The sequence below is a fragment of the Ensifer sp. 38_S197 genome (genome assembly GCF_056924495.1).
The window spans coordinates 2,784,555-2,808,957 of record NZ_JBXOVZ010000001.1 but is presented as its reverse complement, the minus strand read 5'-3'; the positions used below and the strand labels follow the sequence as shown (position 1 = coordinate 2,808,957).

Genomic DNA, 24,403 nt, shown 5'->3' with positions numbered 1-24,403 from the left:
GGCCTACTCCGGAAAATGGCTGACGATGATGAACATCACCGTGCCCAGCAAGGTTATGACGAAGGACCAGGAATAGAGCACGAGAACGAAGGGCTGCATCAGCATGAAGACGCCCGCCGCGATCAGCGCCGATGCCAGCATTTCCCAGGCACCGCGGCGCAAATGCAGCAATCCGTTGAAAAATCTTGTCATTTGCGTACGGCTCCGAAGGTGATGCCGCGCAGCAGGTGTTTGCGCAGGAGAATGGTGAAGACCATGACCGGCACGAGGAACAAGGTCGCGCCGGCAGCAACCGCCGGCCAGTCCTGGCCGCTGACGCCGATGATGGTTGGAATGAAAGGTGGCGCCGTCTGGGCGTTGCCCGAGGTCAGAAGCACGGCGAAGGCGTATTCGTTCCAGGCAAAGATCAGGCAGAAGATCGCGGTGGAGGCGATGCCCGTCGCCGCCTGCGGCAGCACCACCTTATAGAATGCCTGGAACCGGGTGTAGCCATCGATGAGAGCCGCTTCTTCATACTCGACCGGAATTTCGTCGATGAAGCCCTTGAGCAGCCAGACCGACAGCGACAGGTTGACGGCGGTGTAAAGCAGGATCATGCCCGCATGGGTGTCGTTCAAGCCCAACGAGCGGAACATCAGAAAGATCGGGATGGCGACGGCGATCGGCGGCATCATGCGCGTCGAAAGAATGAAGAACAGCAGATCGTCCTTCAGCGGAACCTTGAAGCGCGAAAAGGCGTAGGCAGCAGCCGTGCCGAGCACGATGCAGAGCACCGTCGAGCCGAAGCCGATGATCACAGAATTGGTGAAGCGCTCGGCAAAACGCGACGGGCCGGAGATGACGAGGCCATCCTTGCGAACCAACTTGTCATACCAAGTCCGCGGCCCGCCGACCGCCTGCAACTGCTCCTCGGTAAGCCGGGTACGCGTCGTGAAGACGTTGACATAGCCTTCCACCGTCGGCTCGAAGAAGGTCTTGGGCGGATAGGCGATCGCATCGGACGGCGACTTGAAGCTCGTCGCGATGATCCAGACAAGCGGAAGGATCGTGATCAGCGCGTAGCCAACGACCAGAATCCCGGCGAACCATTTTTGCCGTTGCGACGGCTCGGTTACGGAATAGCTGCTCATCGTTGTTTAACCTTGTTCAGGGCTTTGACGTAGATCGACGCAAGGCCGAAGACGGTGACGAAGAGAATGACGGCATAGGCAGAGGCGTAGCCCGTGCGCCACTTCTCAAAAGCCTCGCGCTTCAGGTTGATCGAGGTGAGTTCGGTGATCGATCCCGGTCCGCCGCCGGTCAACTGCACAACCAGATCGAACATCTTGAAATTCTCGATGCCGCGAAAGAGCACGGCGAGCATCAGGAAGGGCAGCACCAGCGGGATGGTGATCGTCCAGAACTGCCGCCATTTGCTGGCGCGATCGCATTCGGCCGCCTCGTAGATGCTGCTTGGAATGGAGCGCAGCCCGGCAAGGCAGATCAGCATCACGAAGGGCGTCCACATCCAGGTGTCGACAATGATAATTGCCCAGGGTGCCAGCGACACATCGCCGATCATCGAGAAACTCGACGGATCAGCCCCCGTCAAGAAACCGACTGCGTAGTTGAAGAGACCGATCTGCGGCTGGTAGAGGAAAGTCCAAAAATTGCCGACTACCGCCGGGCTCAGCATCATCGGCAGCACGATGATCGTCGTCCACAAATCGTTGCCGCGGAACTTCTTGTTGATCAGGTAGGCGAGGGAAAAGCCGATCAGCACTTGAAGGACGATCGTCCAGATCAGGAAATGCGCCGTCGCTTGCATCGTCAACCAAATGTCCTTGTCGGACAGAATGCTCAGGTAGTTCTTGAGCCCGATAAACTGGACCTCGGCATTGGGCCGGTTGACGCGAAAGTTCGTAAAGCTCAGCCGGACCGTCCAGATCAGCGGAAAGATATTGACCGCAAGCAGCAGGACGATCGACGGGGCGACGAACAACCAGGCAAGCGCGCGATCCGACAATCCTCGAACCCGTTTGGCAATGGCATGCGGCGTCGCTCCCGCGACCCGGTCCACTGTTGATTTCAGCATGGTAGTCCCTCATTTGATTAGGCGGCGACGGAGCCGGGGAAAACCCCGGCTCCGTGTCGCGCCCTGGCGCGCCGGGAGGCGCCCCGCCACGGCCTTGATGGCGATCAGTATTTGCCTTCGTCGTCGAAGATCTGCGTCCAGTCCTTGACGAGACCATCGAGCGCATCCTGGCCAGAGCCCTGGCCGGCGACCACATAGTCGTGGAAGCGCTTCTGTGCGGCCTGGAGCAGCGAAGCATAGGAGGGCTCGGCCCAGAAGTCCTTCACGATTGCCATGGAATCAAGGAAGGTCTGGGCATAGGGCTGGCTGGTCGCAAAGCCAGGATCTTCGACCACTTTGCGCAGCGCCGAATAACCGCCCATCTGCCACCATTTCTGCTGGATATCGGGCTGGGCGAACCACTTGATATAGGCGAGCGCATCGTCCTGCTTCTCAGACGTCGCGACGACCGAGATCCCCTGGCCGCCAAGCTGTGCGAACGCGACGCCGTCAGGTCCGGCCGGATTGGGGAAATAGCCCGACTTTTCGCCGCCCACATTGGCGTCAGCATTGATACCGGGCCAGGTGAAGGCGAAGTTCATGTGCAGCGCGACCTGACCCGATTTGTAAGCGTCGATGTCCTCGGACATGTAGGCGTCGGAATGGCCGGGCGGTGTGCAGCAGTCGTAAAGCGCCTTGTAGAATTCCAGCCCCTTCACCGCCTTGGCGGAGTTCACGTATCCTTCGAGCTCGTACGGCTTGTCCGGGTTTTGATATTCGAAGCCGAAGCTGTAGAGCACATCCATCGCACCCATGGTGATGCCTTCGGATCCGCGCTCGGTGTAGATCGCGGCACCGTAGACGGTCTTTCCATCGATCTCCCGCTTCTGGAAGAATTCGGCGATATCCTTCAATTCGGCAAAGGTCTTCGGCACGGCGAGGTCACGACCGTACTTGCTCTTGAATTCGGCCTGCAGTTCCGGGCGGGCGAACCAGTCCTTGCGGTAGCTCCAGCCGACGACGTCGCCGAATGCCGGCAGAGCCCAGTAGTTCGGCGAGTTCTTCGGCCACTCGGCATAACCGACGACGGTCGCCGGGATGAAATCGCTCATCTTGATTCCTTCCTTGTCGAAGAAATCATTGAGCTTGACGTACTGGCCGTTTTCAGCGGCGCCGCCGATCCATTGGCTGTCGCCGATCATGAGGTCGCACAGTTTCCCGCCGGAGTTCAGCTCGTTCAGCATGCGGTCGGCGAAGTTCGGCCATGGCACGAACTCATACTTCATCTTGATGCCGCTCTTGGCTTCGAAATCCTTGCTGAGTTCGACAAGAGCGTTTGCCGGATCCCAGGCCGCCCAGCAAAGCGTCAGCTCGGCTGCGCTTGCGTGACCGGTATTTGCGACGCTGGCCGTGAGCAGGGCACCAAATGCGGCCAATGATTTGAAATGACGAAGTTCCATAGCGGGGCCTCCTCCCCTCTCCTTCCGACCTCCATCGGAAGCTGAAAACGCCTGCGGCGAATTGTGGACGCAAGGCGACGCTCCCACGTGGAGCCGGCTCCTTCGCATCACTTCGTGACCTCACGCACTCCTCTGGGTGGCCACAGATATAATCATATTGAGGTGCGCACCTCAACGCAAGCAAATTTTGAGGTGCGCACATCAATTCTTGCTTTTTGATTGCTTTTGTTGGAGGAATCGCCCTGAAGGATCGAAAGCAAAGAGAAGCGACAAAATGCGGCCTACCGCGAAAGACCTGGCAGAAGCCGCCGGTGTAAGCCTGGCCACCGTCGACCGCGTCCTGAACGACCGGCCGAACGTCAGCAAGAAGGCTTTCCGCAAGGTCTACGACGCGATCGAGCGTATCGGTTTCGTCCGGAACCCGGCGGCGGTCGCGCTTGCGCGCAACAAGACTTACCGGTTTCGCTTCGTCCTTCCGGTCTCGGGCGACCAGTATCTGAGCGAATTGATCGGGCGCGTCACCGAGGCACGCGACGCGCTGCGCGCTGATTCCACCGAGGTGGAAGCCGTGCAGATCCCGATGACAGATCCGCACCACGTCGCCAAATATCTGAGCCTCATCGATCATGAGGCTGTCGATGGTGTCGCGGTGATGGCGCCGGAATCGCCACAGGTACGCGATGCGCTGGTGCGACTGGTGGAGCGCGACGTAAAGGTCGTGCAGTTCCTGTCGGGCCAGGAACGCCTGGAAAGCGCAGACTATGTCGGTATCGACAACTTTGCGGCGGGCGCCACCGCCGGCAAAATCGCAGGCCGCTTCATCGGCAACCGGGCCGGCAAAATCATGGTCGTGGCGGAAACCATGATGGCACTCGACAGCATCGAGCGCCGTCTCGGCTTCGACAGCATCATCAACGCGCAGTTTCCACAACTCCAATGTCTGCCGTCGCTCGAGACCTATGCTGACGAGAACCGCGCCGAACTGATCATTCACCGGACGCTGCAACACAACCCGGACACCCTCGCCGTCTACGTGCTGAGTTCCGAGGCGCGGGCGCCGTTGACGGCGGTCTGGAATGCGCAGGGCTCGCGTCAGCTCACGGTTATCGCCCACGAGCGGACGCCCTTCAGCGAGCGGGCGCTGATGGAGGAACGCATCGATGCCCTGATCGCCCAGGACCCAGGCCATGCAGTTCGAAGCGCACTGCGCATCATGCGCGCCCGCGCCGACCATCGCGAACCCCTGGCCTCGCAGGAGAGGATCCGCATCGAGATCCTACTCAAGGAGAACCTTCAGTTGCATGCCTCTTAGAGAGACGTTGGCAGCCACAAAACCGGACCGCGCCAAAATGGCGATTTCGGCTCCTGCCCGCGAACTCTGATGGCAGTGTTTTTGGGCGACCGGTGCCACTCGGCCCCGCTCGGCCGGAACGCTCTGCAAGCCAGCCATTTCATTTGGTGTTGAGGTCGTTGCACTCTGTACGAGCCAGACGCTCCTTCCAAAGTGCTATTGTCGGATCGGCGCTAACAATTGTGCCAGGCCGGCGCGAAGATCCGTGCGGCATCGAAAATCGAGCGCCGCTTGAAGGGCTCGCGTGCATCCCTGGGAATGTCTGACTTCGCCGAGCAGGCCATCAACGTGGTGGATGCCGCAATTGGATTTGGTCTCTTCGATCATTAGTCGTGCGAGATCATTGATCGACGTCTCGACACCGCTACAAACATTCAAGACACGTGCCCCGTCGCGACGAGTTTCCACCGACCGGATAAGCGCTTCAACCACATCGTCGACGTAGACAAAATCCCGAGTCTGCATGCCATCGCCATAGATCATGATATTCTCATTGTTACTCAATCTTTGCGCGAAGTTGGCAATCACCCCCGAATAGGGGGAATGTGAATCCTGGCCCGGTCCGAAGACGTTGAAAAAACGAAGACCTGTCGTCGAGATGCCGTAGACTTCGTAGGCGGCTCGAGCGTGCAATTCGCAGGATAGCTTGTCCGCACCATAGGGTGACACAGGAGCGCACCTACCCTCTTCCGAAAGCGGCAGGTTCTGGCTGGCTCCATAAACGGCAGCCGAAGAGGCATAGACAACTGTCCGCTTGGCACCGGAATCGGCAATTGCCTCAACGAGGTTCAGGAACCCGGTTATGTTGACTGCATGAGAAGACGTCAGTTGCCGATTGCACTTCTCCACCGAAGAGACGGCAGCCAAGTGGATGCAAGCATCGACCCCGGAAAGCGCCTCTTCAACCACCTCTCGGTCCAAAATCGAACCTTTAATGAAGGTGGCTGCCCCTGGAACATTGTCGCGCCTTCCTGAGCTCAGATCATCCAGCACCACAACGTCTCGGCCAGTGTCCAACAATCGTCGCGCGAGATGATGGCCGATAAATCCGGCCCCCCCAGTCACCAGGATTTTTTTCAAACCGCTTCTACTCATGAAATTTTGCCCTGGCACGTTATCGATCTGAAGAACGGGTTCGACCACGTCTACAACAAGCTTTCCACCAAAGCGACAAGGGTCAATATCCTCAAGGCCGAAAGAGAGAAGGCCTTGTCGTCAGGAGGTTAGCCGAACAGCAAAACGCCCCTTTGGCTGGCGCGGTTTCGCTCCCAGGCGGCATGCCATAGAAACTATCGGATTCAGGAAGCGCCCGCTGCATCCTGGAAGGTCCGGGCGGCGTGGGTGAATGAACAGCCAGTTGCCGCGTCCCTGGTCTTGATGGGCAAGTATGTGAACGACGCCCGGGGGGTGCAACCGACCGGGCCCATTTGTTGGACATCTAGCAACCGATTGAACGCGCCCATCCGGCAGCGCGCCGCGCCGCCTCCGTCAGCACGGGCTTTGGCGCCTTGTACCACTCGTCCTCGGGAAGGCCGCGCTTATCACGAACAAAACTAATCGCGGCCTCCAGGGTTGGGAACTCTTCCGGCAGTGTGAGATGGAGAAACAACGACACGACGGCAACGGAGCGTGAGCGTCCACCGCGGCAATTGACGAGGACCGCGCCGCGCTCGCGTCGCGGATAGGAAGGTTTCTCGGGCAGGACCTGTTCAAGAGCAGCCCGCAAGATGTAGTGGGCCGCGAGCATCTGCGTCTCCGGATTTCCATCCCCATCGATCAGACCCACCTTGTAGTAGCGGATCTCGCCTGGACCATGAACGCTGCTTCGATGATCCGAGACGAACTGCGACGCCCTAACGAAATTGAAATCGAGGTTGACGGCACAATTGACAACGGTGGTGATGCCATTGCTGCGCAGGAGATCGAGATCGCTGGCCCCTTCCTTGCCCGCGATGAAGATATCGACATCATAGGCCGGGTGCTTGGCATAGATGAGGCTGAGCTTCGGCAGCTCGCTGCTGGCCTTGGCGGTGGCGATCGTATCGCCTGAGTTGCTCCGCATGCTTACCTCGTCGCGATCAGGACACCAAAGCTTTTGCCGTGCGGCCGTCAGAAATCGCGGCAGCGATGCGGTTCAAGGTCGGATAGTCGGCGCCGGCGCCGTAGGCCACATAGCCAGGGCATAGAAAATCGGCAGAACCGAGCGGCACTTTACCGAGGGTCAGCGGCTCGTAACGGCCGCCGGCATTCTTCAGGATTAACGTTGCGGCAGCCACATCCCAGGCATTGACGCCGAACCCGGCTGCCGCATCGACGAACCCGGCCGCCACATGCGCAATGCTCAGAGCGGCACTGCCCGGCCTGCGCAACGTCGAGAAGGTTTCGACCAGATCGCCAAAGCGGCGAAGGGCGACATCCCGCCCATCGAGGCGAAAGTCCCGCGACACGGGATATCCTGTGATCAAGGTTGCACGGTTTTCGTCGCCGACTGCCTTGGAGGTGATGCATTCTCCGTTCAAATAGGAGCGCTCGAGATCGGCAGCGAAAAGCAGGTCCGCGACCGGGTCGTAGACGGCCCCTGCCACGACGGCGCCCTCTGCGACCGCGGCGATGGACAGGCACCAGAAGGCGAGCCCCCGAGCGAAGTTCGCCGTTCCGTCGATCGGGTCGACATACCATTGGATTTCGCCCTCGCCGAACTGACCGCCTTCTTCGCCGAGCATGGCTGAGTTCGGTTCGTTCGCGAAGACGTACTCGCGGATCAGCGCCTCGGCATTTCGGTCGTGGATCGTTACGACATCGTGCAGGTCGCGCTTGTAGTCGATCGCCATTTCCGAACGAAAGGCCTCAAGCAACGATGGTCCCACGGCGCGCGCGGCACCCTCGGCGATCTTCATCAGGCGACGTGAGCGGGCAAGCCTGCCCGCATCAACAGGCGGGCTGTGGCTTACCGCCGGATGGGGGTTGTTCATACTCTCTTTCCGTTCATGCAAGCGGGTCGGCGCGACCTGTCCTCGCGAGGTCGTGCCGGCCGACGTTTCTATTTGCTGTAGTTCACGCGCCAGAAGTCCTGCCACTCCTCGCGCCGGTCGAAATCTTCAAGACCCGTTGCTGCATCGTAGGGGAACAGGCGGTCCGCCACTTCCATGATCCCCGACGGCTCGTCCGCTGGCATCTTGATGTCGATGTTGGTCGGCAGCTTGCCATCCTTCATCTGAGGCGCGATCCCCTCTTCCGTCAGCACGTAGTGGATGAAGAGCTTCGCAGCGTTCGGGCTTGCCGTCTTGGACGCGACGAGACCGAGCTTGGTGTAGGTCCAGCCCACCCATGGCTGGAGTTCCGTGCATAGGCCGAGCTTGTAGCCCTTGCCCGCGTTGTCGCGGAATTTCGCCGAGCTCAGAAGTCCGAAGAAGGGCTCCTTCTGGCCGGCGGCGCCAACCGCTTCGGCCACCGGATCGTCGCCATCGGTGACGAGCGGTCCGTTCTGGGCCAGAGCCTTGATCCAGGCCGCCGCGGCGCTCTTTTCGCCAGTCTCCAGATCTTTGCCGAAGTGGGCTTTATAAGCCTCCGCGACCTCGGCATCGGCGTGTTTCTCCAACTGGTTGAACCAGTCGGTATAGGTACTCTTGGTCAGAGGATCGACGAGCGCGATCTTGCCCTTCCATTTCGCTTCGGTCAGCTCCCAGATGTTGCTGACCGGGCACTTGTCATGGGCCTCGGTGTTATATGCCCAGACATTGGCATTCGTCGAAATCGCAAGGGGATTCTGGAAGGCTGCCGGTATCTTTGCCTTCATATCGCCGGGCAGATAGCTCTCGACAAAGTCCTGCGGCAAAAGCTGCGCTAGAGCGGCTGGCGCGTCCGTGATGAGAGCGACATCGCCTTGGACATTGCTGGCCTGCGCCTCGCGAATGATCATCTCCAGTTGGCTGTTGGCCGAGACTTTGACTCCCGTTGCCTTCACTCCATACTTGGCGGTGAAGGCCTCCGCCATCTCGACGATCTTGCCGGTGCTATCGTAGACGTTGATTGGCTTTTCTTTTCTTGCGGCCTCGATCAGTTCGTCGAGGTTAAACGCCTCATCTGCCTTCGCCTCGGCCGCGATTACCGTTGTCAGTGCGGCAAACACCGACCCTAGGGCCAGAAACTTGCTGTTACCTTCTTTCATGGCTTCCCTCCCAAGAAGACCGGTCAAATACAAGACTACTTCTGGTAGTTGATGCGCCAGAGATCCTGCCAGGTTTCACGTGCATCCCAGTCGTCGAGACTGGTCGACATGTCATAGGGCATGACCTGATCGAGAACGGTGCCGATGCCTGAAGGCTCGTCCGCACGCAGCGAGACGTCCTTGTTCGTCGATATTTTCCCATCCTCCGCCTGTGGTGCTATGCCTTCGGCCGTCATCACGTAGTGGATGAAGAGTTTGGAGGCGTTCGGACTATTGGTGCCCTTGGTGATCAGTCCGACACCCGGATACATCCAGCCGAGCCACGGCTTCAGGTCCTTGCAAAGGCCGAGTTTCATGCCCTTGTCGGCATTATCTCGGAACTTAGCCGAGCTCATCAGCCCCATGAACGGCTGCGATTGCCCCGGCGCGCCGACCGCATCGGCGGCGGCGGCATCGGCATCGGTCAACAACGGAGCATTGGCGGCAAGCGCCTTCACCCAGGCCGCGGTTGCGCTGCCGTCGTCGGTCTGGAGCTCCTTGCCATAGAGCTCCTTGTAGGCGGCGGCCACCCTGTCGTCACCGTGCTTGGCCATCTGGTTGAACCAGTCGACATAGGACGCCTTGCCGAGCGGGTCCTGCATTGCGACCTTGCCTTTCCATTTCGGCTCGGTCAGTTGCCAGATGTTGCTGACCGGGCACGTGTCGAAGAGTTCTGTGTTGTAGGCCCATACATTGGCGCTTGTGACCACCGTCAGCGGGTCCTGGTATTCCTCCGGAATTTTGGATGCGAGGTCCGGCGGCAGCCAGCTCTCGGCAAAGCCTTGAGGAATGAGCTGGGCCATCGCGGCCGGTGCGTCGCTGATGATCGAGACGTCGCCCTGAATATTGTTGGCACGGGCTTCGCGAATGATCATCTCGAGCTGGGCGGTCGCCTTGACCTTGGAACCCTCGGCGGCGACGCCATACTTCTCGGCAAAGGCCTTGGCCATTTCCACGATCTTGCCGGTGCTGTCGTAGACCGTAATCGGCGCTTCTTTTCGCGCGGCCTCGATGAGAGCGTTCAGGTCGAATGGTTCCTCGGCCAGCGCCGGCCCGCTGATCGCCACGATCGTCGTTGCCAGCAAGGCGCGCCTGGTTGCGCGTCGCGTCCTGTCAGTCTTCCGAACTTGCATCGTCTGTTCCTCCCTCAGATTATGTTTCGGTGTGCCGTTTGGTGCCCGGCGCCTTAGTTCAGCGTGTTCTTGCGCAGCAACGCGTCGGCCTCGGCGATGCGCTGGCCATTCTTGTCGAAGACATGCAGGGCCTCGGGCGGCGCGAAATATGAAACCTTCGACCCGGTCTCGACACGTGGCAGGGCATTCGTCGTCAGGAAGAGCGTGTCGCTGTCGTTCCTGAGCTCCAGGATCCAGCTGCCGCCGGTCGGAAGAACGCCCGTCACTGCCATTTCGCCGGTGAAACTGCCCGTCGGAACGTCTTCACGCTTGGTCGTGTAGCTGATCGATTCTGGCCGGATACCGACCGAGCCTAAGCCGCGCAGTGACGGATAGCGCTCGCCGAGATAGGCTTCTGCCGCACGGGACGTCGCCGATATGGATGGCCCTAAGGTCAGGATATTGATCGGAGGGCTGCCGACGAATTCAGCAACGAAGCGGTTTGCGGGACGGTCGTAGATATCGTTGGGCGTGCCCATTTGCTGCAGCGTGCCCTCATTCATGACCGCAATCGTCGTCGCTAGCGTCATGGCTTCCCACTGGTCGTGGGTCACGAATACGATCGTCGTCTTGAATTCCTTGTGGATGCGCTTGAGCTCAGCCCGCATTTCGAGGCGCAGCCGTGCGTCGAGGTTCGAGAGCGGCTCGTCGAGCAGGAGTACGCCCGGATTGACCGCCAGCATGCGCGCGAGCGCCACGCGCTGCTGCTGACCGCCGGAAAGCTGTGAAGGGTAGCGGTCGCGATACTTGGCGATGTCGAGCGCCTGCATGACCTCCTCGACCCGCTGCTCGCGTTCTTCCTTCGGCAGCTTACGCAACCGAAGGCCGAAGTCGGTGTTGCGCTCGATCGTCAGATGTGGCCAAAGCGCGTAACTTTGGAAAACGAGCCCCATCTCCCGCTTTTCGGGTGGAATGAACACGCCCGCCCGCACCGAGTCGACCAACCGCTCGCCGATACGGATCTCGCCGTCAGAGAGGTTTTCCAGGCCGGCGATCATGCGCAGCGTCGTGGTCTTGCCGCAGCCGGACGGCCCTAGAAGGCACATGAATTCACCATCGCGGATCTCGAGGTCGAGGTTCGAAACGGCATTGGCGGAATTGACGCCATAGTTCTTCTGGGCGCCGCTGAGATTGATGGTTGGCATCAGCTTCCGAGTCCTTCTGCGAGATTGGTCCTGGTCAGCTTCTGAGCTGCCAGCGTTCCGAGATAGGCGATGGCGGCGATGATCAGCACAACCGCATTTGCCGCCTGAGTGTAGTGGTAGTCGACGAGCCGCAGCGAATAGGTCGTCAGCACATCGGTGCTCGGCACGGCGAGGATGACAAACAGGCTGAGGCCCTTGATGCCCGAAATGAACGGCAGCAGGACGCCAGTGACGAGCGAGCCTTTCTGGATCGGGATCACGATCAACATCATGCGGCGGAACCAGCCGGCGCCGGCAACCTGAGCCGCCTCTTCCGGATCTTTTCCGAGCTGGGTCATGGCGGAGATGCCGGCGCGCGAGGCATAGGGCATCTGGTCGGCAATCAGCGCCAGGATAAGGATGGTGACCGTGCCATAGAGGGCGGGCACTGGACCGCGCGCGACCGCGAAGAGCGACAGATACGCCGCGGCAAAAGCGATGCCTGGCACGAGATAGGGCAGGAAAGTCACCTGGCGCAGGTAGACAGAGAGCGCCTTAACGGGGGTACGTATGACGACATAGCCGACAAGCAGCCCGAGGATACCCGACGTCAGGGATGCAAGGCCGACGATCATCAGTGTGTTCTTCGCGGCGGCCCAGAGATCGGGGCTCAACAACACGCCGGTCTGCAGCGCCACGGTGTGGAGATCACGCCCGACCCAATAGTCCAGAGTGAAGTTGTCGAGCGTGAACTGTGCCGGCAGCTTCATGATGGTGGACAGGAACAGGGTGAGCAGCGGCAACCCGACGCTCAGCAGAAAGATCAGTGCCGCGAAGCACGTGGCCAGCAGACGATACTTGCCAAGCCGGCTTTGGCGATTCATTGAGCCCTTCGAGCCAACGGTGACGAAGCGGCGCGCTTCGCGGACAAGACGCGCATCGATCATCAGGGTGATGATGCCGATCAGCATGATTGAGGCTGCAACAACGCCGGCAACGCCCGTCTGGCGCGACGCGATGCTGCGGAAGAGTGAGGTAGAGAGCACCTCGAACTTGACGGGTAGACCGAGCACATAGGGCACGCCAAATTCGCCGAGACATTTGGCGAAGATCAGCACCATCGAGGACAGCAGCGCTGGGCGCATCAGCGGTAGGATGATCTGCAGCGCCACCTGATAACGCTTTGCCCCGAGGATGCGTGCGGAGTCTTCGAGTTGGGAATCGAAGCGACGAAGGGCCGAGCCGAACAACAGGATGACAAAAGGCGTATAGTGCAATGCCAGGATGACGACGATCGGGAAACGGCCATAGGCGACCCAGTCGGGCGGCGTCAGCCCCATAGCCTCGAACCAGCCCGGCTGCCCGCCGACGGTCCTGTTCTTGAAGAGCGTCGTCCAGGCGAGCGCGAAAGTCCAGGCCGGCAACATGTAGGGAACGATGAGCGCAGTCGCGAACCACCGGCGGCCGAACATATCGGTTCGACTGATCAACCACGCAAGCACCGTACCGATCAGGAGCGACAAGCTGATCGCCCCGATTGCAACCGAAAGCGTGTTAAAAAGCGGACGCCAGAAGAGATCAACAGACACAGGCGAAAGGAACGCCCGATCGAGATAGTAGAGCGTCAGATCACCGAAATCCTTGCCGAGCCGCCGCTCGTGACCGAACTGAACCCGGACAGAATCCAGCACGATCGAGATGATCGGCACGACGATCAGATAGGTGAACAGGAGAGCCGTCAGGACACCGATCAATGTCGTCGGCTCTCGAGAAGCGACCTTCGCACGATACCGCCAGCGCTGCCAGGCCGTCGGTGCCGTCGCGTGATCTGGCACTGTCGACGCCTGGACTGTCTCACTCAATAAGGCCATGCTCTTCCCCTTGGAACTCGACATGCGCAGCCTGTTGCGGCGATCGACGCCGGCGGCGCTCCAGTAGTATTGATGGGAAAGCAGGGTTCGCGCCTAATTCCGCGCAGCCGCACGCAAAGTCTCGCATGGTCACGAGACACCACAGTGCTTGGCTCCAATCCTCCCCACTCGCGGACAGGCACGAACACCCTGCAAAAAACGACGACACCGACTCCTCAGGGGCGCTGTCATTACCGCGAACACAGACGGAACAAACATTCCAATAACTTTCCGACTGTGGAATGCATGATCCAATGCTACATCCGTCTTGTCAATAAAAAAATGCACACGTGCGCAATGATGTATCCGATTGTTTTCTTTGACTTTTTATTGATGTAAACCCATTACTTTTCGAACACGCGCTCAATCGACGTTCTAACAAGCTTTCCGGCCCCCCGATCGGCGACGAGCTCGAGGGCAAGAGTACCGTGGACAAGGCTTGTCGAGCGGAAACCGCGGACCATCGGTCCTTGAGCGCTTGGTCGCACTTTTTCGTTGGAATGGGGGAGCTTTTATGCCCCTGATGGAAACTGTCTGATTCTGTAGGGGAGCGGCATGGCAAGAGGGTTCGTGACGGCCGAAGAGGTCGCAAAACGTGCGGGCGTTTCGCGCTCGGCCGTCTCGCGAACATTTACGCCTGGAGCCAGCGTCTCCCAGGCAGTGCGGCGCAAGGTGCTGAAGGCCGCGCGCGAGCTCGGCTATCGGGTCAACCGACTGGCGCAGGGTCTGAACAACGATCGCTCCAACCTGATCGGTGTCGTAGGCGCCAACCTCAGCTCGCCTTTCCACGCCAAACAGCTCGACCTCCTGAGCATCGGCCTGCTGCGTCGGGGGTTGCAGTGCCTGCTGCTCAATGCGGCCGATGCCCGCAAGGATATCGCGCCGCTGATCGAGCTGCTGTTCGAGTTCCGCGCGCAGGCCATCGTCGTTCTCTCCGGCGAACCACCGGAATCAATCGTCGATCAGTGCGTTGCCAACGGGGTCCGCCTGATCCTCATCAACCAGAAAATCGACCGCACCGATACGAATATGGTTCTGAGCGACGATTCCCGCGGCGCCGATCTCGCCGCGCTGCGGCTGATCGAGGCTCGTTGCAAGAAGGTTGCTGTGATTTCCAGCGGCAGCCATACTCCTGCGCAGCTTCGCCGCACCACGGCGTTCAAACAGAAGATGGCAACGGCGGGCGTCGAAGTTGTCGCCTGGTCGGGCGGCACCACGAGCTACGAAAGCGGCTATCAGGCGGGTTGCGAGGTGCTCGTCGATGAAGCGATCGACGGTGCTTTCTGCGTCACCGACCTTTTGGCGCTCGGCTTTCTCGATGCCGCGCGCACCGAGATGCACCGCCGCATACCAGCCGATCTCTCCGTCGTCGGCTTCGACGACATTCCCCAGGCAGGCTGGAAGAGCTACGAGCTTACCACGGTGGCCCAATCCTTCACCGCCCTGACCGATCACGTCCTGGAGGCACTCGAAGCCGACGAGATGGAAACCCGGCTTCAGGTGGTTCCCGTCACGATGGTCGAGCGCAAGACGGCAAGGCGCTAAGCCTGCGACTTCAAGAAGCCGCTGGCCTGATGCGGCTCTCGATCAATAGTCCGCTTTGATCCAGGATAGGATGCGCGACCGAGGCGATATGCGCATTGATGCGCTTCAAATCACGCAACATATCGAGATGAAGCGAGCTGGTTTCGATGCTTTCGGCACGCCCGTCGCGTAGCCGCTGCAGATGCCGTTCAGCCGATTGCCGCTCCAATCTGCGGACATCCTCTTTCGCCTCGACGAGGCGCCGCGCCATGGCATCATCGCGCGTGGCAAACACCGCCTGCGCCATACGCAAGTTGTCGATTGTGATCGCGAACAGTCGCGACAGTTCTTTGTGGCCGTCACCGGAAAAGGTCAGGCCTCGGGTGATCTTTTTCGCGAGCTCAGCAAGCAGACCCTTTTCGATAATGTCACCGATGTGTTCGAGGTTGATGGCATAGTCGACGATATCCGTGGCGCGACGGCGGTATTGTTCATCGATGTCGGTCTGCCCGACACGCGAGACGTAGACCTTGATTTCGTGCTGCACGCGATCGACCCGCCCCTCGAGCGCGCTGATCGTTGAAAGCCTGGAAAGATCGGTCTGCTGCAAGACGTCGTTTGCCTGCACGAGCATGCGCTCGATCATATCGCCGACGCTGAGAACTTCCCGGCTTGCACCGGCGAGTGCCGCGACCGGCGTCTGCAGATCGCCCTGCTCCAGAAACGATGGGCCATCCTCGGCTTTCGTCGGATCCGGCAGAAGCCGTGCGGTCAGGCGGGAAAGTGGACCGGCGAAGGGAGCAGCCAGAACCGCCAATGCGAGATTGAAACCAAGATGCGCGTCGACCGGCAGCTTGTCGTGTGACACGGGTAACAGTTCGGGCAATTGCGCGGAATAACCGGCGAGCGGCAGCGTCAAGGCACAGCCGGCCGCGCGCACGATCAGGTTGCCAAGCGCGACACGCCTGGCGCTTGGCGCCGCCTTGAGCGTCGCAAGAACCGGCGGCACGGCGCCACCGAGATTTGCGCCAAGTACCAGGACTATGAGCAGCCCCGTCGAAAGATGGCCCGATGCAGCAAGCGAGAGGATTAACACCACGATCGCAAGGCTGGACGAAGCAAGCACGGCGAGGACCGCGGAAATGACCAACGCAACGGGCCAGGCAGTGTCGAGCAGCGCAAGAAAGGCCGAAAGTGCAGCCGACGCGCGAAGCGGCTCCGTCGCAGCGCCGATCAGATGTAGCGACAGCAGCATCAACCCGACACCGACAAGGGCGGCGCCTGCTCCCTTACGGGCGCTCGAGCCTCCGCGCCCGATGGCAACGCCGGAAAGCAACAGAAGCGGAGAGAGCCATGCGAGTCCCAATGCGACGATCCAGGCAGTCATTGCCGTTCCGACATTGGCACCGAGCAATACCACTTGCGCCATGCGTGGCAGGATGAGGTCGCGCTCGACGAAGGACGCGGCCATAAGGGCGGTAGCAGTCGAGCTCTGCAACGCAACGGTCGCGACCAGGCCCGCGAAGAAGGAGCGAAAACGGTCGCGCGTTCCGGCTGCGAGGCCGGCCTTCAGGCGAGCGCCGAAGGCGCGCTCCATGCCGTCACGTACCAGGCCGAGACCGAACAGTAGCAGAGCTACGGCGCCGAAGAGATTGATGCTGACGATCGCCGACCCCATTCCGCCCCTCCCCCTACTGCCTGCCGCGCATCAATTCCGCTCGGAAGAGTCGCTGAAATGCTGCGTAACTCTCGAATCCAAGATCGCCGACGAGGCGCATCACTGTCGTCGTGGAGACGCCGCTGCGTTCTGCCACTTCCCGCGCACTTGCAAAGGCAACGTCATAGGGGTGGGCAAGCACGAACTTCGCCACCTCCAGGCGTCCCCCCTTCAGCCGCCGCACGCCGAGACGGCAGGACTCCCGCAATTCGTTGAAAGTTGCAGGCGGGACGGGCGAGGCTGCCGTGACGGACAGATAGTGTGTCATGTTTAGGCGGCCTCCTCTTTGGAGGATGCACTCTCGATATGGACGCAAAGTCCGCCGGCCTCCGCGCGATCGAGGAAAGCGTCAAACGCGCCAAAGAAAATCGAAAGGAACCCGTCCGCCGAGCCGTCCCAGCCACTTTCCGGAGGGCGCCCAAATCGCGCGGCGAGCGCTCGATAAAGCCTGACGCGTAGCGCAGGGATTTTGTCGAGTGCAAGCACGGCGGCCTGGCGCAGGCAGTACCAATCGGCGATCAACTCCAGCATATCCAGGCGCACCAACCGAGCCGCATCCTCGGGCGGGCATGCGGCAATTACGCCCTCTATCGTGCCGGGGCCGCCGAGGCGAGCGCACACATCTTCGACGGAGAGCCCAGAGATCTCGTCGACGACCTTCGGTGGCCATTCCTTGGGAAAGTAGCGATGCTGGACGAGCGCGCGCTTGTGGGCCTTCAGGAACCAGCCATATTCAAAAGCATCGAACGCACGATCCGGCGGTTCGTCCAGATGCGCCATTTCGCGCCCATAGGCACGCAAGATGCGCGGATCGACGGCACTTGAAGACAATTCAACGGTCTCGACCAGGAAATGCGAGGCGGATGGTTCAACGATTTTGAAGGCTGGCGGAAAGGCCACCAGCGATGGCACGGCGATATTGGTGAGCGCACTGCCGCGCCGCTCCCAGCGCGTAACGCCCTCGACATGCAGATGGCCGCTGAAATGCACCGTCAACCCGGCGTCGACGAGCGCTTGCGCAACCGCCTCACGCGGCGTTCTGCGGGCAACATTGGTCTCACCAAAAAGCACGCCTTCAGCTCCCGTCGCACCGTCGAAGGGGTCGAGCACCGGATAGTGCGAGAAGGCGAGAAGCGTTTTCCCGAGCCGACGGGCGCGCGCCGACACATCGGCGATCCAATCGATGATGAACGGCTTCAGCCTCAGAAGCGCGTTCCAGCCGGCCCCGGTGCTGTCGATGAACGCTTCCTCTTCACCATCCTCAAACACCCCGTCGCGTGGCTCGAACACGTTTGCGTCGATCATCATCAGCCACAGGCCCGGCTCTGGCTCGACCAGATAAGAGGCGTCCATCAGCGCATAACTGTTTCGGCCGTCGGGGGACGAGACTTCGTAGAGCCGGTCTTCGACCTTGTCCGAAGCGCCGAACGGCGTCTCCCAATGGATGTCGTCAGGCTTCCGGAAGTATCCGAACACAGCCATGGGTGCCAAGCCTGCTGGATATCCCTCGCAATACATCAATGGCGTGGCGTAAGTGCCAGGGCCAAACTTTTCTTCGTCGCTCGTGACAAGGACCCTGGCGTCCTTTGCGTCGAGGAACTGTTTCGTGTGATGGCGCCCCTTCGGGCCGAAGATGTCGTGGTTGCCGGGAAGCGCGTAGAAGCGTGTATCATGCTCGCGTTCGTGCCGCGCCAGAACGGCGCGCAGGTGCTCGGTGGTTTGCCTCTGGCCGTCATCCGTGTAGTCGCCGAGAAGGACGACGTGGCGGATTCCTCGCCGGGCCACCTCCGCCAGAGCACAGTCCAGCGCCTTGGCACTCTCGTTGAACACGCGGGTCGACTCGCGCGTATCCGCCCAGCTTCTGACGGCAAGCCTCTTTCCATCGATCTCGATAGCGGGAAATCCGAAGTTGGCTTCGAGATCATGAAAATGGGCATCGGCGATCACGGCAATCCGCGGCAAATCAGCCATTGATATTCGCCTCCGCACGGGACGCTTCCACGAGATCAATCCAGTGGGAGGCACGTCTTGCCGCTTCGTACAACATGGGCTTCGGCGTTTCGAACCATTCGTCCGGCCTCAATTCGCGGCGCTCCCGGATATGAGCGATCGCGGCGTCGAGTGTCGGAAACAGATGCGGCTGTTGCTTGTGCAGGAAAAGCGCCACCAGTGACACGGAGCGGCTGCGCCCTCCGCGGCAATTCACCAGAATGTTGCCGCCATCGACAAAGGGATAGGTTGGGCGCTTGGGCATCGTTTGACGCAGGGCGCCATCGAGAATGTAGTAGGCACCGAGCATCATCGTGTCCGGGCTGCCATCGCCATCGATCATGCCGAGCTTGTAGTAGCGTATGTCGGCGTAGCCACTCGCGCAGAGGTCGTCGTTGACTGCGACTTCCTCTTCGCGCACGAGATTGATATCGAGGTTGACCGCGCAGTTGACGACGATGGTGATCCCGCGGCGCTTCAGCAGATCCATGTCGCGCGCGCCATCGCTGCCGCCAATATAGAGATCGACCTTGTGCGGACCGATCCCACTGGCGATCAGGCTGATCGCGGGTCGCGCGTAAACCGGTGCATCCATTGGTATTTCCTTCTGAGGATGGCGAACGTGCCGTTAGCGTGGCGATGCCGCCATTTGTTGGTTCAGGCGGGCTGAAGTGCAGCGGTCAATTCGCGGGCGCGGATCGGGATGCCCGAAGCCTCGCTCACACCATCGGCGATGGCCGGTGTCGAGGCAAGCACTGGTCCTCCGTCCCGAAGACTGCCTATCTCCATGAAGGGACACACGACACCACCTGCCTCGGCTACGAGTAAGAGTCCGGCTAGGCAATCCCAGGAGTTCATATGCAATTCCACGTAGGCGTCCGAGCGCCCATCAGCAACATAGGCAAGAGCCAGTGCTCCCGACGCGCCGCGTCGGACATTGGCACCCTTCGCCAGCATCAGCCGCATGGTCTCGAGAAAGGTCTCGTCCGGCACCCGGCGTGACCATCCCATTTCGACCGAGGCGGCATCAAAGGTGGTTGTCGACGAGATGCTGATGGGCTTCCCATTCAACGTCGCCCCCGCCCCCCGTCGACAAAAATAGAGTTCGTCCTGCGCCGGATTGTAAATGGCGCCGATCTCCGCCCTTCCCCCCTCCACATAGGTGATCGAGATGCAGAAATGCGGGATTCCGCGCGCAAAATTCGCGGTGCCATCCACCGGGTCGACGACCCACACGCGGTCGGCGATCGAGCCGCCACCTTCCTCCCCCAGAAATGCATCTTCAGGAAAGTGCGCAGCGATTGTCTGACGGATGTGCGCCTCGGACGCAGCATCCGTCTCCGTCAGAAAATCCTGAGGCCCCTTCATCGAGAATCCACGCCCGGAACTCTCCTTGAAGCCGCTGAGCACCAGGGCGCCGGCGGAACGAATGACGTCCCGACATAACGACGCTCGTCCTGCGAGGTCATTTGAATAGCGTGAATTGTGATCGTCCATCCGCAAAACTCCAGTGCACACGCGTGCACAATTGCACGCGTGTGCACGTTGCGCAAGCGAAATCTGCGCCTGCACTCGTCCGCTTTACTGCCGCATAGAACGCTTGGTCCCGGTCCTTGTTGCGAGCACGTTACGGATCGCAAAGCTCGAATGTATCCGTGAGACTCCAGGAAGAGCCGAAAGGATTTCCTTGTGAATACGTTCGAATTCACCGGCATTGGCGACTTCGACGCGCAAAAGATAGTCCGATCCGCCGGTCATCAGGAAGCACTCCTTTATTTCGGGGTGCCTACGGATCGCGGCTTCGAAGCGGTCGAGATAGTCCTCGGTCTGACGATCGAGCGTGATGTTGATGATCACGGCAATGGTGGCTTCGACGTTGGATGTATCTACCAGCGCGGTGTAGCCCCGGATGACGCCGGCCTGCTCCATCAGCTTTATGCGCCTGAGACAGGCCGATGGCGACAGGCCAACTTCGGCCGCTAGGCTCGCATTGCTCCGCCGGGCATCGAGTCGAAGCAGCCGAAGGATATTGCGGTCTATCGCGTCAAGTGCGGCCATAGCAGATCATTCCAATTTGCCTTTGTTTCTTTCACTGATCATGATTTCACGCAACGATCAATCACTGTTTCCTCGGAAATTTCACGATCGTTTCACTAGTCTCCCGCCAACGTGGGGAGGCCGGGATGGACGGGGCGATACAGGCAAAAATTCAGGGTAGGACAACCGCCACGGGCGGCGCGTCGGGCTACCTGACAGTCAATCTTGCGGCCCTTGCTCGCAACTATGAACGGCTGGCGGCCGAGGTAGCGCCTGCGCGGGCGGCAGCGGTCGTCAAGGCGGACGCCTACGGTCTCGGCGCCGACCGGGTCGCCGCCAGGCTCTACGAGCATGGTTGCCGCCACTTCTTCGTCGCGCAGTTCGTCGAAGCCTTGCGTCTGCGGCCAACGCTTGCCGCCGATGCCAAGGTCTATGTGTTGAATGGACTCCAGCCCGGCAATGAGACTGCCTGTGCTGAGCACGGCATCGTGCCGGTCATTAATTCGATGGAGCAACTGCAGCGCTGGAGCGAGACTGCGAAAGCGCTCGGCCGCAAGCTGCCGGCGGTACTGCAATTCGATACCGGCATGTCGCGTCTCGGTGTTCCACCGGCAGAGCGGGCAGCCGTTGCCAGCGTGCTGAAGGCGGGCGCTAATATCGATGTCCAGTTCATCATGAGTCACCTCGCCTCCGCCGACGAGCCGGAGAGCGATCAGAATGGAAGCCAGCTTGCCGAGATGAACCGCATCACGGCTGAATTCCCCGAATATGACCTCTGCTTCGCCAATTCGGGTGGCATCTTCCTCGGCAAGCCCTACCACGGGGTACTCGCCCGCCCCGGCATCGCTCTTTACGGCGGCGCACCGACCGCCGACAGACCAAACCCGATGGAAGCAGTCGTGCGCCTCGATGTTGCGGTGGTTCAGACGCGCACCGTGCCTGCCGGCGCACGCGTTGGTTACAGCGGCACCCATACTGCCGTGGCAGAAACCCGCCTGGCCACCATTGCTGCCGGCTATGCCGATGGCTTGCCACGAAGCCTGAGCGACCGGGGCGCGGTCTATTGCGACGGCATTCGCCTGCCGATCGTTGGCCGCGTGTCAATGGATAGCACCACCATCGACATCTCCGCCTTGCCCGAAGATCGCCTGCACCTCGGCAGCCTCGTGGAAGTACTCGGCCCCAGTCAGACGCTTGAAGACATCGCCCGCAACGCCGGTACCATCGCCTATGAAATCCTGACCGGCCTCGGTCAACGCTACGAGCGGCAATACCGCTGACCCCTTCTCTTCTCCCATGAGGACATCATGAAAGTTATCGTTCTCGGCTCCGGCATCATCGGCGTGACGTCGGCCTACCAGCTTGCCAAGGCAGGCCATGAGGTGATGGTCATCGATCGTCAGCCGGGCCCCGCTTTGGAGACGAGCTTCGCCAACGCCGGCGAAGTCTCTTTCGGTTATTGCTCGCCCTGGGCCGCGCCCGGCATTCCGGTGAAGGCCATGAAGTGGCTGTTCATGGAGCATGCGCCTCTGATCCTGCGCCCGAAGGTCGATGCCGCGATGTTGTGCTGGATGGTGAAGATGCTCTCCAACTGCACCTCCAAGCGCTATGCGATTAACAAGAGCCGCATGTTGCGCCTGGCGGATTACAGCCGCATCTCGCTCGCTACACTGCGCGCTGAAACCGGTATCGCCTATGACGAGCGCATGCAGGGAACGCTACAATTGTTCCGCACGCAGCAGCAGCTCGATGCTTCCGGCAAGGACGTCAAGGCGCTCGCCGCCGATGGCATTCCCTACGAAGTTCTCGACCGCGACGGCTGCATCCGCGTCGAGCCGGCGTTGAAGCATGTGCGTGACAAAATCGTCGGCGGCCTGCTCACGCCGAAGGACGAGACCGGTGACTGCTTCAAGTTCACAAATGCGCTCGCGAAAAAGGCGGAAGAGCTCGGCGTGCGCTTCAACTATGGCAGCATCATCCGCGGCCTCGACGTCGAGGGCGGCCGCGTACGCGGCGTCGTCACAGCGCACGGCACGCTGCACGCCGATGCCGTCGTGGTGGCGCTTGGCAGCTTCTCGCCGCTCCTCGTCAGACCGCACGGTATCCGTCTGCCGGTCTATCCGGTCAAGGGCTATTCGCTGACGATCCCGATCACCGACGTCTCGCGCGCACCGGAATCGACGGTAATGGACGAGACCTTCAAGATCGCCATTACCCGGCTCGGAGATCGCATCCGCGTCGGCGGCATGGCTGAAATCTCCGGCTACACCAATGATCTCGGTGAGCCCCGCCGCCTCACGCTCCAACATTCCGTCACCGACCTCTTCCCGGGCGGCGACGTGTCAAAGGCCAGCTTCTGGTCTGGCCTTCGCCCAATGACGCCGGACGGTACGCCCGTCATCGGAGCGACGAAGGTCGCGGGTCTCTATCTCAACACCGGTCACGGTACGCTCGGCTGGACGATGAGCTCCGGTTCGGCCCGGGTAATCGCCGATCTCGTCAGTGGCCGCAAGCCCGAGATCGACGCAACCGATCTCGCAATCGCCCGCTACGCTTAAGTCACTCCGTTCAACCACTTTCGAGGAACCAGATCATGATCCAGGAAATCCACACGAACGACGCGCCGGGCGCCGTCGGCCCCTTCTCGCAGGCGATCAAGGTCGGCGACCTGCTGTTCGTTTCCGGCCAGCTCCCGATCGATCCGGCGACCGGAGAATTCAACTCCGACGACGCGATCGCGCAGGCCGAACAATGTCTCAAGAACCTTGCAGCAATTGCGGCCGCCGCCGGCACGAGCCTCGCCAATACCGTCAAGACGACGGTCCTCCTGACCGACCTCAGCCGTTTCGCCGAAATCAACAAGGTCTACGCCGGCTTCTTCTCCAAGCCCTTCCCCGCACGGGCCTGCTACGAAGTCAGCGCGCTTCCTAAGGGTGCAAAGGTCGAGATCGAGGCCGTCATCGCGCTTTAGGCAATTTCGGCAAGAGAGGCAGTCAAACAAAGGGGCGGTCAACACCGCCCGACCTCTCCAAACGTCGCGCGACGCGATACCGCGCCCTCAGCGATCATCATCATCCGTCGCGCAGTAGATCGAGCCATTCGCGCATGACGGTGCCGAGCCGCTGCGGCGCCTCCATGGGGACCATGTGCCCTGTGTTCTCGATAATTTCGAAACTTGAACCGATGATACCCTGGTGAAGCTCGAGCGCCTCGGTTCGTGACCTCAATCGGTCCACCTCTCCCGCAATGACGAGACTTGGACACCGGATCGTCTTCAGATCATCCCGTTCGTCTCGTCGATAGATCAGCGATTGTCTGCGAAAGACGTCGCCGCCCAATCGCTGCCCTGCGGCTAGGATGCGCGCGACGATGTCTGCCCGTTCTGCATTGGCTGGATGCAGTGAAGACGCCACGGCCGCCCTGCTCAGCCCCCTGGAGACGGCACCGCCTGCCTGTCCAGCGATTGCGGCCTTCCGTTGAAGCTCAACGTTGCTATCGCCGCGTGCGGAGGTGGCGATGAGGACGAGGGCGGTTACCCGGCCGCCAGCCTGCCGGACGATTTCACGAGCGACGTATCCTCCCATAGAAAAGCCCACCAGCACGAACTCCGGCGGTGCTTCCGAGAGGGCCCGGCGGGCCATCGCCGCTATCGAGCTGTCCTGCGAAAGATCGGCATATGTCGCCGGGCCATATTCGGCCAACGCGGGGACCACGTCGCGCCAGAGATCGGCATCGAGCATGAAGCCCGGAACCAGAAGCATTGCCATGTTTCACCGCCTCAACGTGGACGTCGAGTGAGGGTATCGGAAGAAGGAGGGCTAGTCGTCAAGGGGAAGGCTCGCTTCGGGTCAAAGGCCGA

Annotated in this window: 23 protein-coding genes; 5 read left to right on the top strand and 18 right to left on the bottom strand. The window is 60.6% G+C overall.

The features are described 5' to 3' along the window. Positions 1-3: 3 nt before the first annotated feature. The 4 genes from AC1Z3V_RS12845 to AC1Z3V_RS12830 form a co-directional block, all read right to left on the bottom strand. Positions 4-192 (bottom strand): hypothetical protein, encoded by a 189-nt coding sequence (locus tag AC1Z3V_RS12845; protein ID WP_058321421.1) that lies wholly within the window; start codon positions 190-192, stop codon positions 4-6. Further along, the gene (locus AC1Z3V_RS12840) at positions 189-1,130 is read right to left on the bottom strand and encodes a carbohydrate ABC transporter permease (protein WP_483499375.1); all 942 of its coding nucleotides are present in this window, start codon (positions 1,128-1,130) and stop codon (positions 189-191) included. Before AC1Z3V_RS12840 ends, AC1Z3V_RS12845 begins: the two co-directional genes overlap by 4 nt. Further along, positions 1,127-2,074, bottom strand: a complete 948-nt coding sequence (locus AC1Z3V_RS12835; RefSeq protein ID WP_429811940.1) for a carbohydrate ABC transporter permease — start codon at positions 2,072-2,074, stop codon at positions 1,127-1,129. Before AC1Z3V_RS12835 ends, AC1Z3V_RS12840 begins: the two co-directional genes overlap by 4 nt. A gap of 104 nt (positions 2,075-2,178) precedes the next feature. Next, positions 2,179-3,513 (bottom strand): ABC transporter substrate-binding protein, encoded by a 1,335-nt coding sequence (locus AC1Z3V_RS12830; protein WP_429811937.1) that lies wholly within the window; start codon positions 3,511-3,513, stop codon positions 2,179-2,181. A 274-nt stretch (positions 3,514-3,787) separates the two neighbouring features. Here AC1Z3V_RS12830 and AC1Z3V_RS12825 point away from each other — a divergent pair, with 274 nt between their 5' ends. Then, positions 3,788-4,825: a LacI family DNA-binding transcriptional regulator gene (locus AC1Z3V_RS12825; RefSeq protein ID WP_429811934.1), complete on the top strand. Its 1,038-nt coding sequence runs from the start codon at positions 3,788-3,790 to the stop codon at positions 4,823-4,825. Between the two features lie 195 nt (positions 4,826-5,020). Here the strand turns inward: AC1Z3V_RS12825 and AC1Z3V_RS12820 are convergent, their stop codons facing one another. The 7 genes from AC1Z3V_RS12820 to AC1Z3V_RS12790 all read right to left on the bottom strand — a co-directional run bounded on the left by AC1Z3V_RS12820 (position 5,021) and on the right by AC1Z3V_RS12790 (position 13,238). Continuing rightward, the gene (locus tag AC1Z3V_RS12820; protein WP_483499373.1) at positions 5,021-5,959 is read right to left on the bottom strand and encodes an NAD-dependent epimerase/dehydratase family protein; all 939 of its coding nucleotides are present in this window, start codon (positions 5,957-5,959) and stop codon (positions 5,021-5,023) included. Between the two features lie 343 nt (positions 5,960-6,302). Continuing rightward, positions 6,303-6,926 (bottom strand): dual specificity protein phosphatase family protein, encoded by a 624-nt coding sequence (locus tag AC1Z3V_RS12815; protein ID WP_429811927.1) that lies wholly within the window; start codon positions 6,924-6,926, stop codon positions 6,303-6,305. Positions 6,927-6,942: 16 nt separating this feature from the next. Beyond that, positions 6,943-7,836 carry an inositol monophosphatase family protein gene (locus AC1Z3V_RS12810; RefSeq protein ID WP_483499371.1) on the bottom strand — a complete coding sequence of 298 codons (894 nt, stop codon included), beginning with the start codon at positions 7,834-7,836 and terminating at the stop codon, positions 6,943-6,945. 68 nt (positions 7,837-7,904) lie between these two features. Continuing rightward, complete coding sequence (locus tag AC1Z3V_RS12805; protein WP_429811921.1) at positions 7,905-9,032, bottom strand: ABC transporter substrate-binding protein; 1,128 nt, start codon at positions 9,030-9,032, stop codon at positions 7,905-7,907. Positions 9,033-9,067: 35 nt separating this feature from the next. Continuing rightward, the gene (locus AC1Z3V_RS12800) at positions 9,068-10,204 is read right to left on the bottom strand and encodes an ABC transporter substrate-binding protein (protein WP_483499368.1); all 1,137 of its coding nucleotides are present in this window, start codon (positions 10,202-10,204) and stop codon (positions 9,068-9,070) included. Between the two features lie 53 nt (positions 10,205-10,257). Then, positions 10,258-11,388: an ABC transporter ATP-binding protein gene (locus AC1Z3V_RS12795; RefSeq protein ID WP_429811915.1), complete on the bottom strand. Its 1,131-nt coding sequence runs from the start codon at positions 11,386-11,388 to the stop codon at positions 10,258-10,260. Next, entirely contained in the window at positions 11,388-13,238 is a 1,851-nt protein-coding gene (locus AC1Z3V_RS12790) for an ABC transporter permease (RefSeq protein WP_483499367.1), read from the bottom strand. Before AC1Z3V_RS12790 ends, AC1Z3V_RS12795 begins: the two co-directional genes overlap by 1 nt. Before the next feature lie 594 nt (positions 13,239-13,832). Here AC1Z3V_RS12790 and AC1Z3V_RS12785 point away from each other — a divergent pair. Next, positions 13,833-14,822, top strand: coding sequence for a LacI family DNA-binding transcriptional regulator (locus AC1Z3V_RS12785; RefSeq protein WP_429811910.1), 990 nt, complete (start codon positions 13,833-13,835; stop codon positions 14,820-14,822). A gap of 10 nt (positions 14,823-14,832) precedes the next feature. Here AC1Z3V_RS12785 and AC1Z3V_RS12780 read toward each other — a convergent pair whose 3' ends face one another. The 6 genes from AC1Z3V_RS12780 to AC1Z3V_RS12755 all read right to left on the bottom strand — a co-directional run bounded on the left by AC1Z3V_RS12780 (position 14,833) and on the right by AC1Z3V_RS12755 (position 20,565). Next, a complete protein-coding gene (locus AC1Z3V_RS12780; RefSeq protein WP_483499365.1) occupies positions 14,833-16,479 on the bottom strand; it encodes a Na/Pi cotransporter family protein in 1,647 nt (548 codons plus the stop codon). Between the two features lie 13 nt (positions 16,480-16,492). Continuing rightward, positions 16,493-16,786: a MurR/RpiR family transcriptional regulator gene (locus tag AC1Z3V_RS12775; RefSeq protein WP_483499363.1), complete on the bottom strand. Its 294-nt coding sequence runs from the start codon at positions 16,784-16,786 to the stop codon at positions 16,493-16,495. 2 nt (positions 16,787-16,788) lie between these two features. Continuing rightward, positions 16,789-18,489 carry a metallophosphoesterase family protein gene (locus AC1Z3V_RS12770; protein WP_483499361.1) on the bottom strand — a complete coding sequence of 567 codons (1,701 nt, stop codon included), beginning with the start codon at positions 18,487-18,489 and terminating at the stop codon, positions 16,789-16,791. Then, positions 18,482-19,102 carry a protein-tyrosine phosphatase family protein gene (locus AC1Z3V_RS12765; protein WP_483499359.1) on the bottom strand — a complete coding sequence of 207 codons (621 nt, stop codon included), beginning with the start codon at positions 19,100-19,102 and terminating at the stop codon, positions 18,482-18,484. Before AC1Z3V_RS12765 ends, AC1Z3V_RS12770 begins: the two co-directional genes overlap by 8 nt. A 62-nt stretch (positions 19,103-19,164) precedes the next feature. After that, positions 19,165-20,004, bottom strand: a complete 840-nt coding sequence (locus AC1Z3V_RS12760) for an inositol monophosphatase family protein (protein WP_483499357.1) — start codon at positions 20,002-20,004, stop codon at positions 19,165-19,167. An 84-nt stretch (positions 20,005-20,088) separates the two neighbouring features. Continuing rightward, complete coding sequence (locus tag AC1Z3V_RS12755) at positions 20,089-20,565, bottom strand: Lrp/AsnC family transcriptional regulator (protein WP_065372995.1); 477 nt, start codon at positions 20,563-20,565, stop codon at positions 20,089-20,091. A gap of 125 nt (positions 20,566-20,690) precedes the next feature. Between AC1Z3V_RS12755 and alr the strand changes: the two genes are divergently transcribed. From alr to AC1Z3V_RS12740, 3 genes are read left to right on the top strand one after another with little or no spacing between them, the layout of a single operon-like run. Beyond that, positions 20,691-21,824, top strand: coding sequence for an alanine racemase (alr, locus tag AC1Z3V_RS12750; RefSeq protein WP_483499355.1), 1,134 nt, complete (start codon positions 20,691-20,693; stop codon positions 21,822-21,824). Between the two features lie 27 nt (positions 21,825-21,851). Next, on the top strand, positions 21,852-23,102 hold the full coding sequence (locus tag AC1Z3V_RS12745; RefSeq protein ID WP_483499354.1) for a D-amino acid dehydrogenase: 1,251 nt from the start codon (positions 21,852-21,854) through the stop codon (positions 23,100-23,102). A gap of 35 nt (positions 23,103-23,137) precedes the next feature. Further along, complete coding sequence (locus tag AC1Z3V_RS12740; RefSeq protein WP_483499353.1) at positions 23,138-23,515, top strand: RidA family protein; 378 nt, start codon at positions 23,138-23,140, stop codon at positions 23,513-23,515. Between the two features lie 100 nt (positions 23,516-23,615). Here AC1Z3V_RS12740 and AC1Z3V_RS12735 read toward each other — a convergent pair whose 3' ends face one another. After that, on the bottom strand, positions 23,616-24,305 hold the full coding sequence (locus AC1Z3V_RS12735) for an alpha/beta fold hydrolase (RefSeq protein WP_483499351.1): 690 nt from the start codon (positions 24,303-24,305) through the stop codon (positions 23,616-23,618). Positions 24,306-24,403 lie beyond the last annotated feature (98 nt).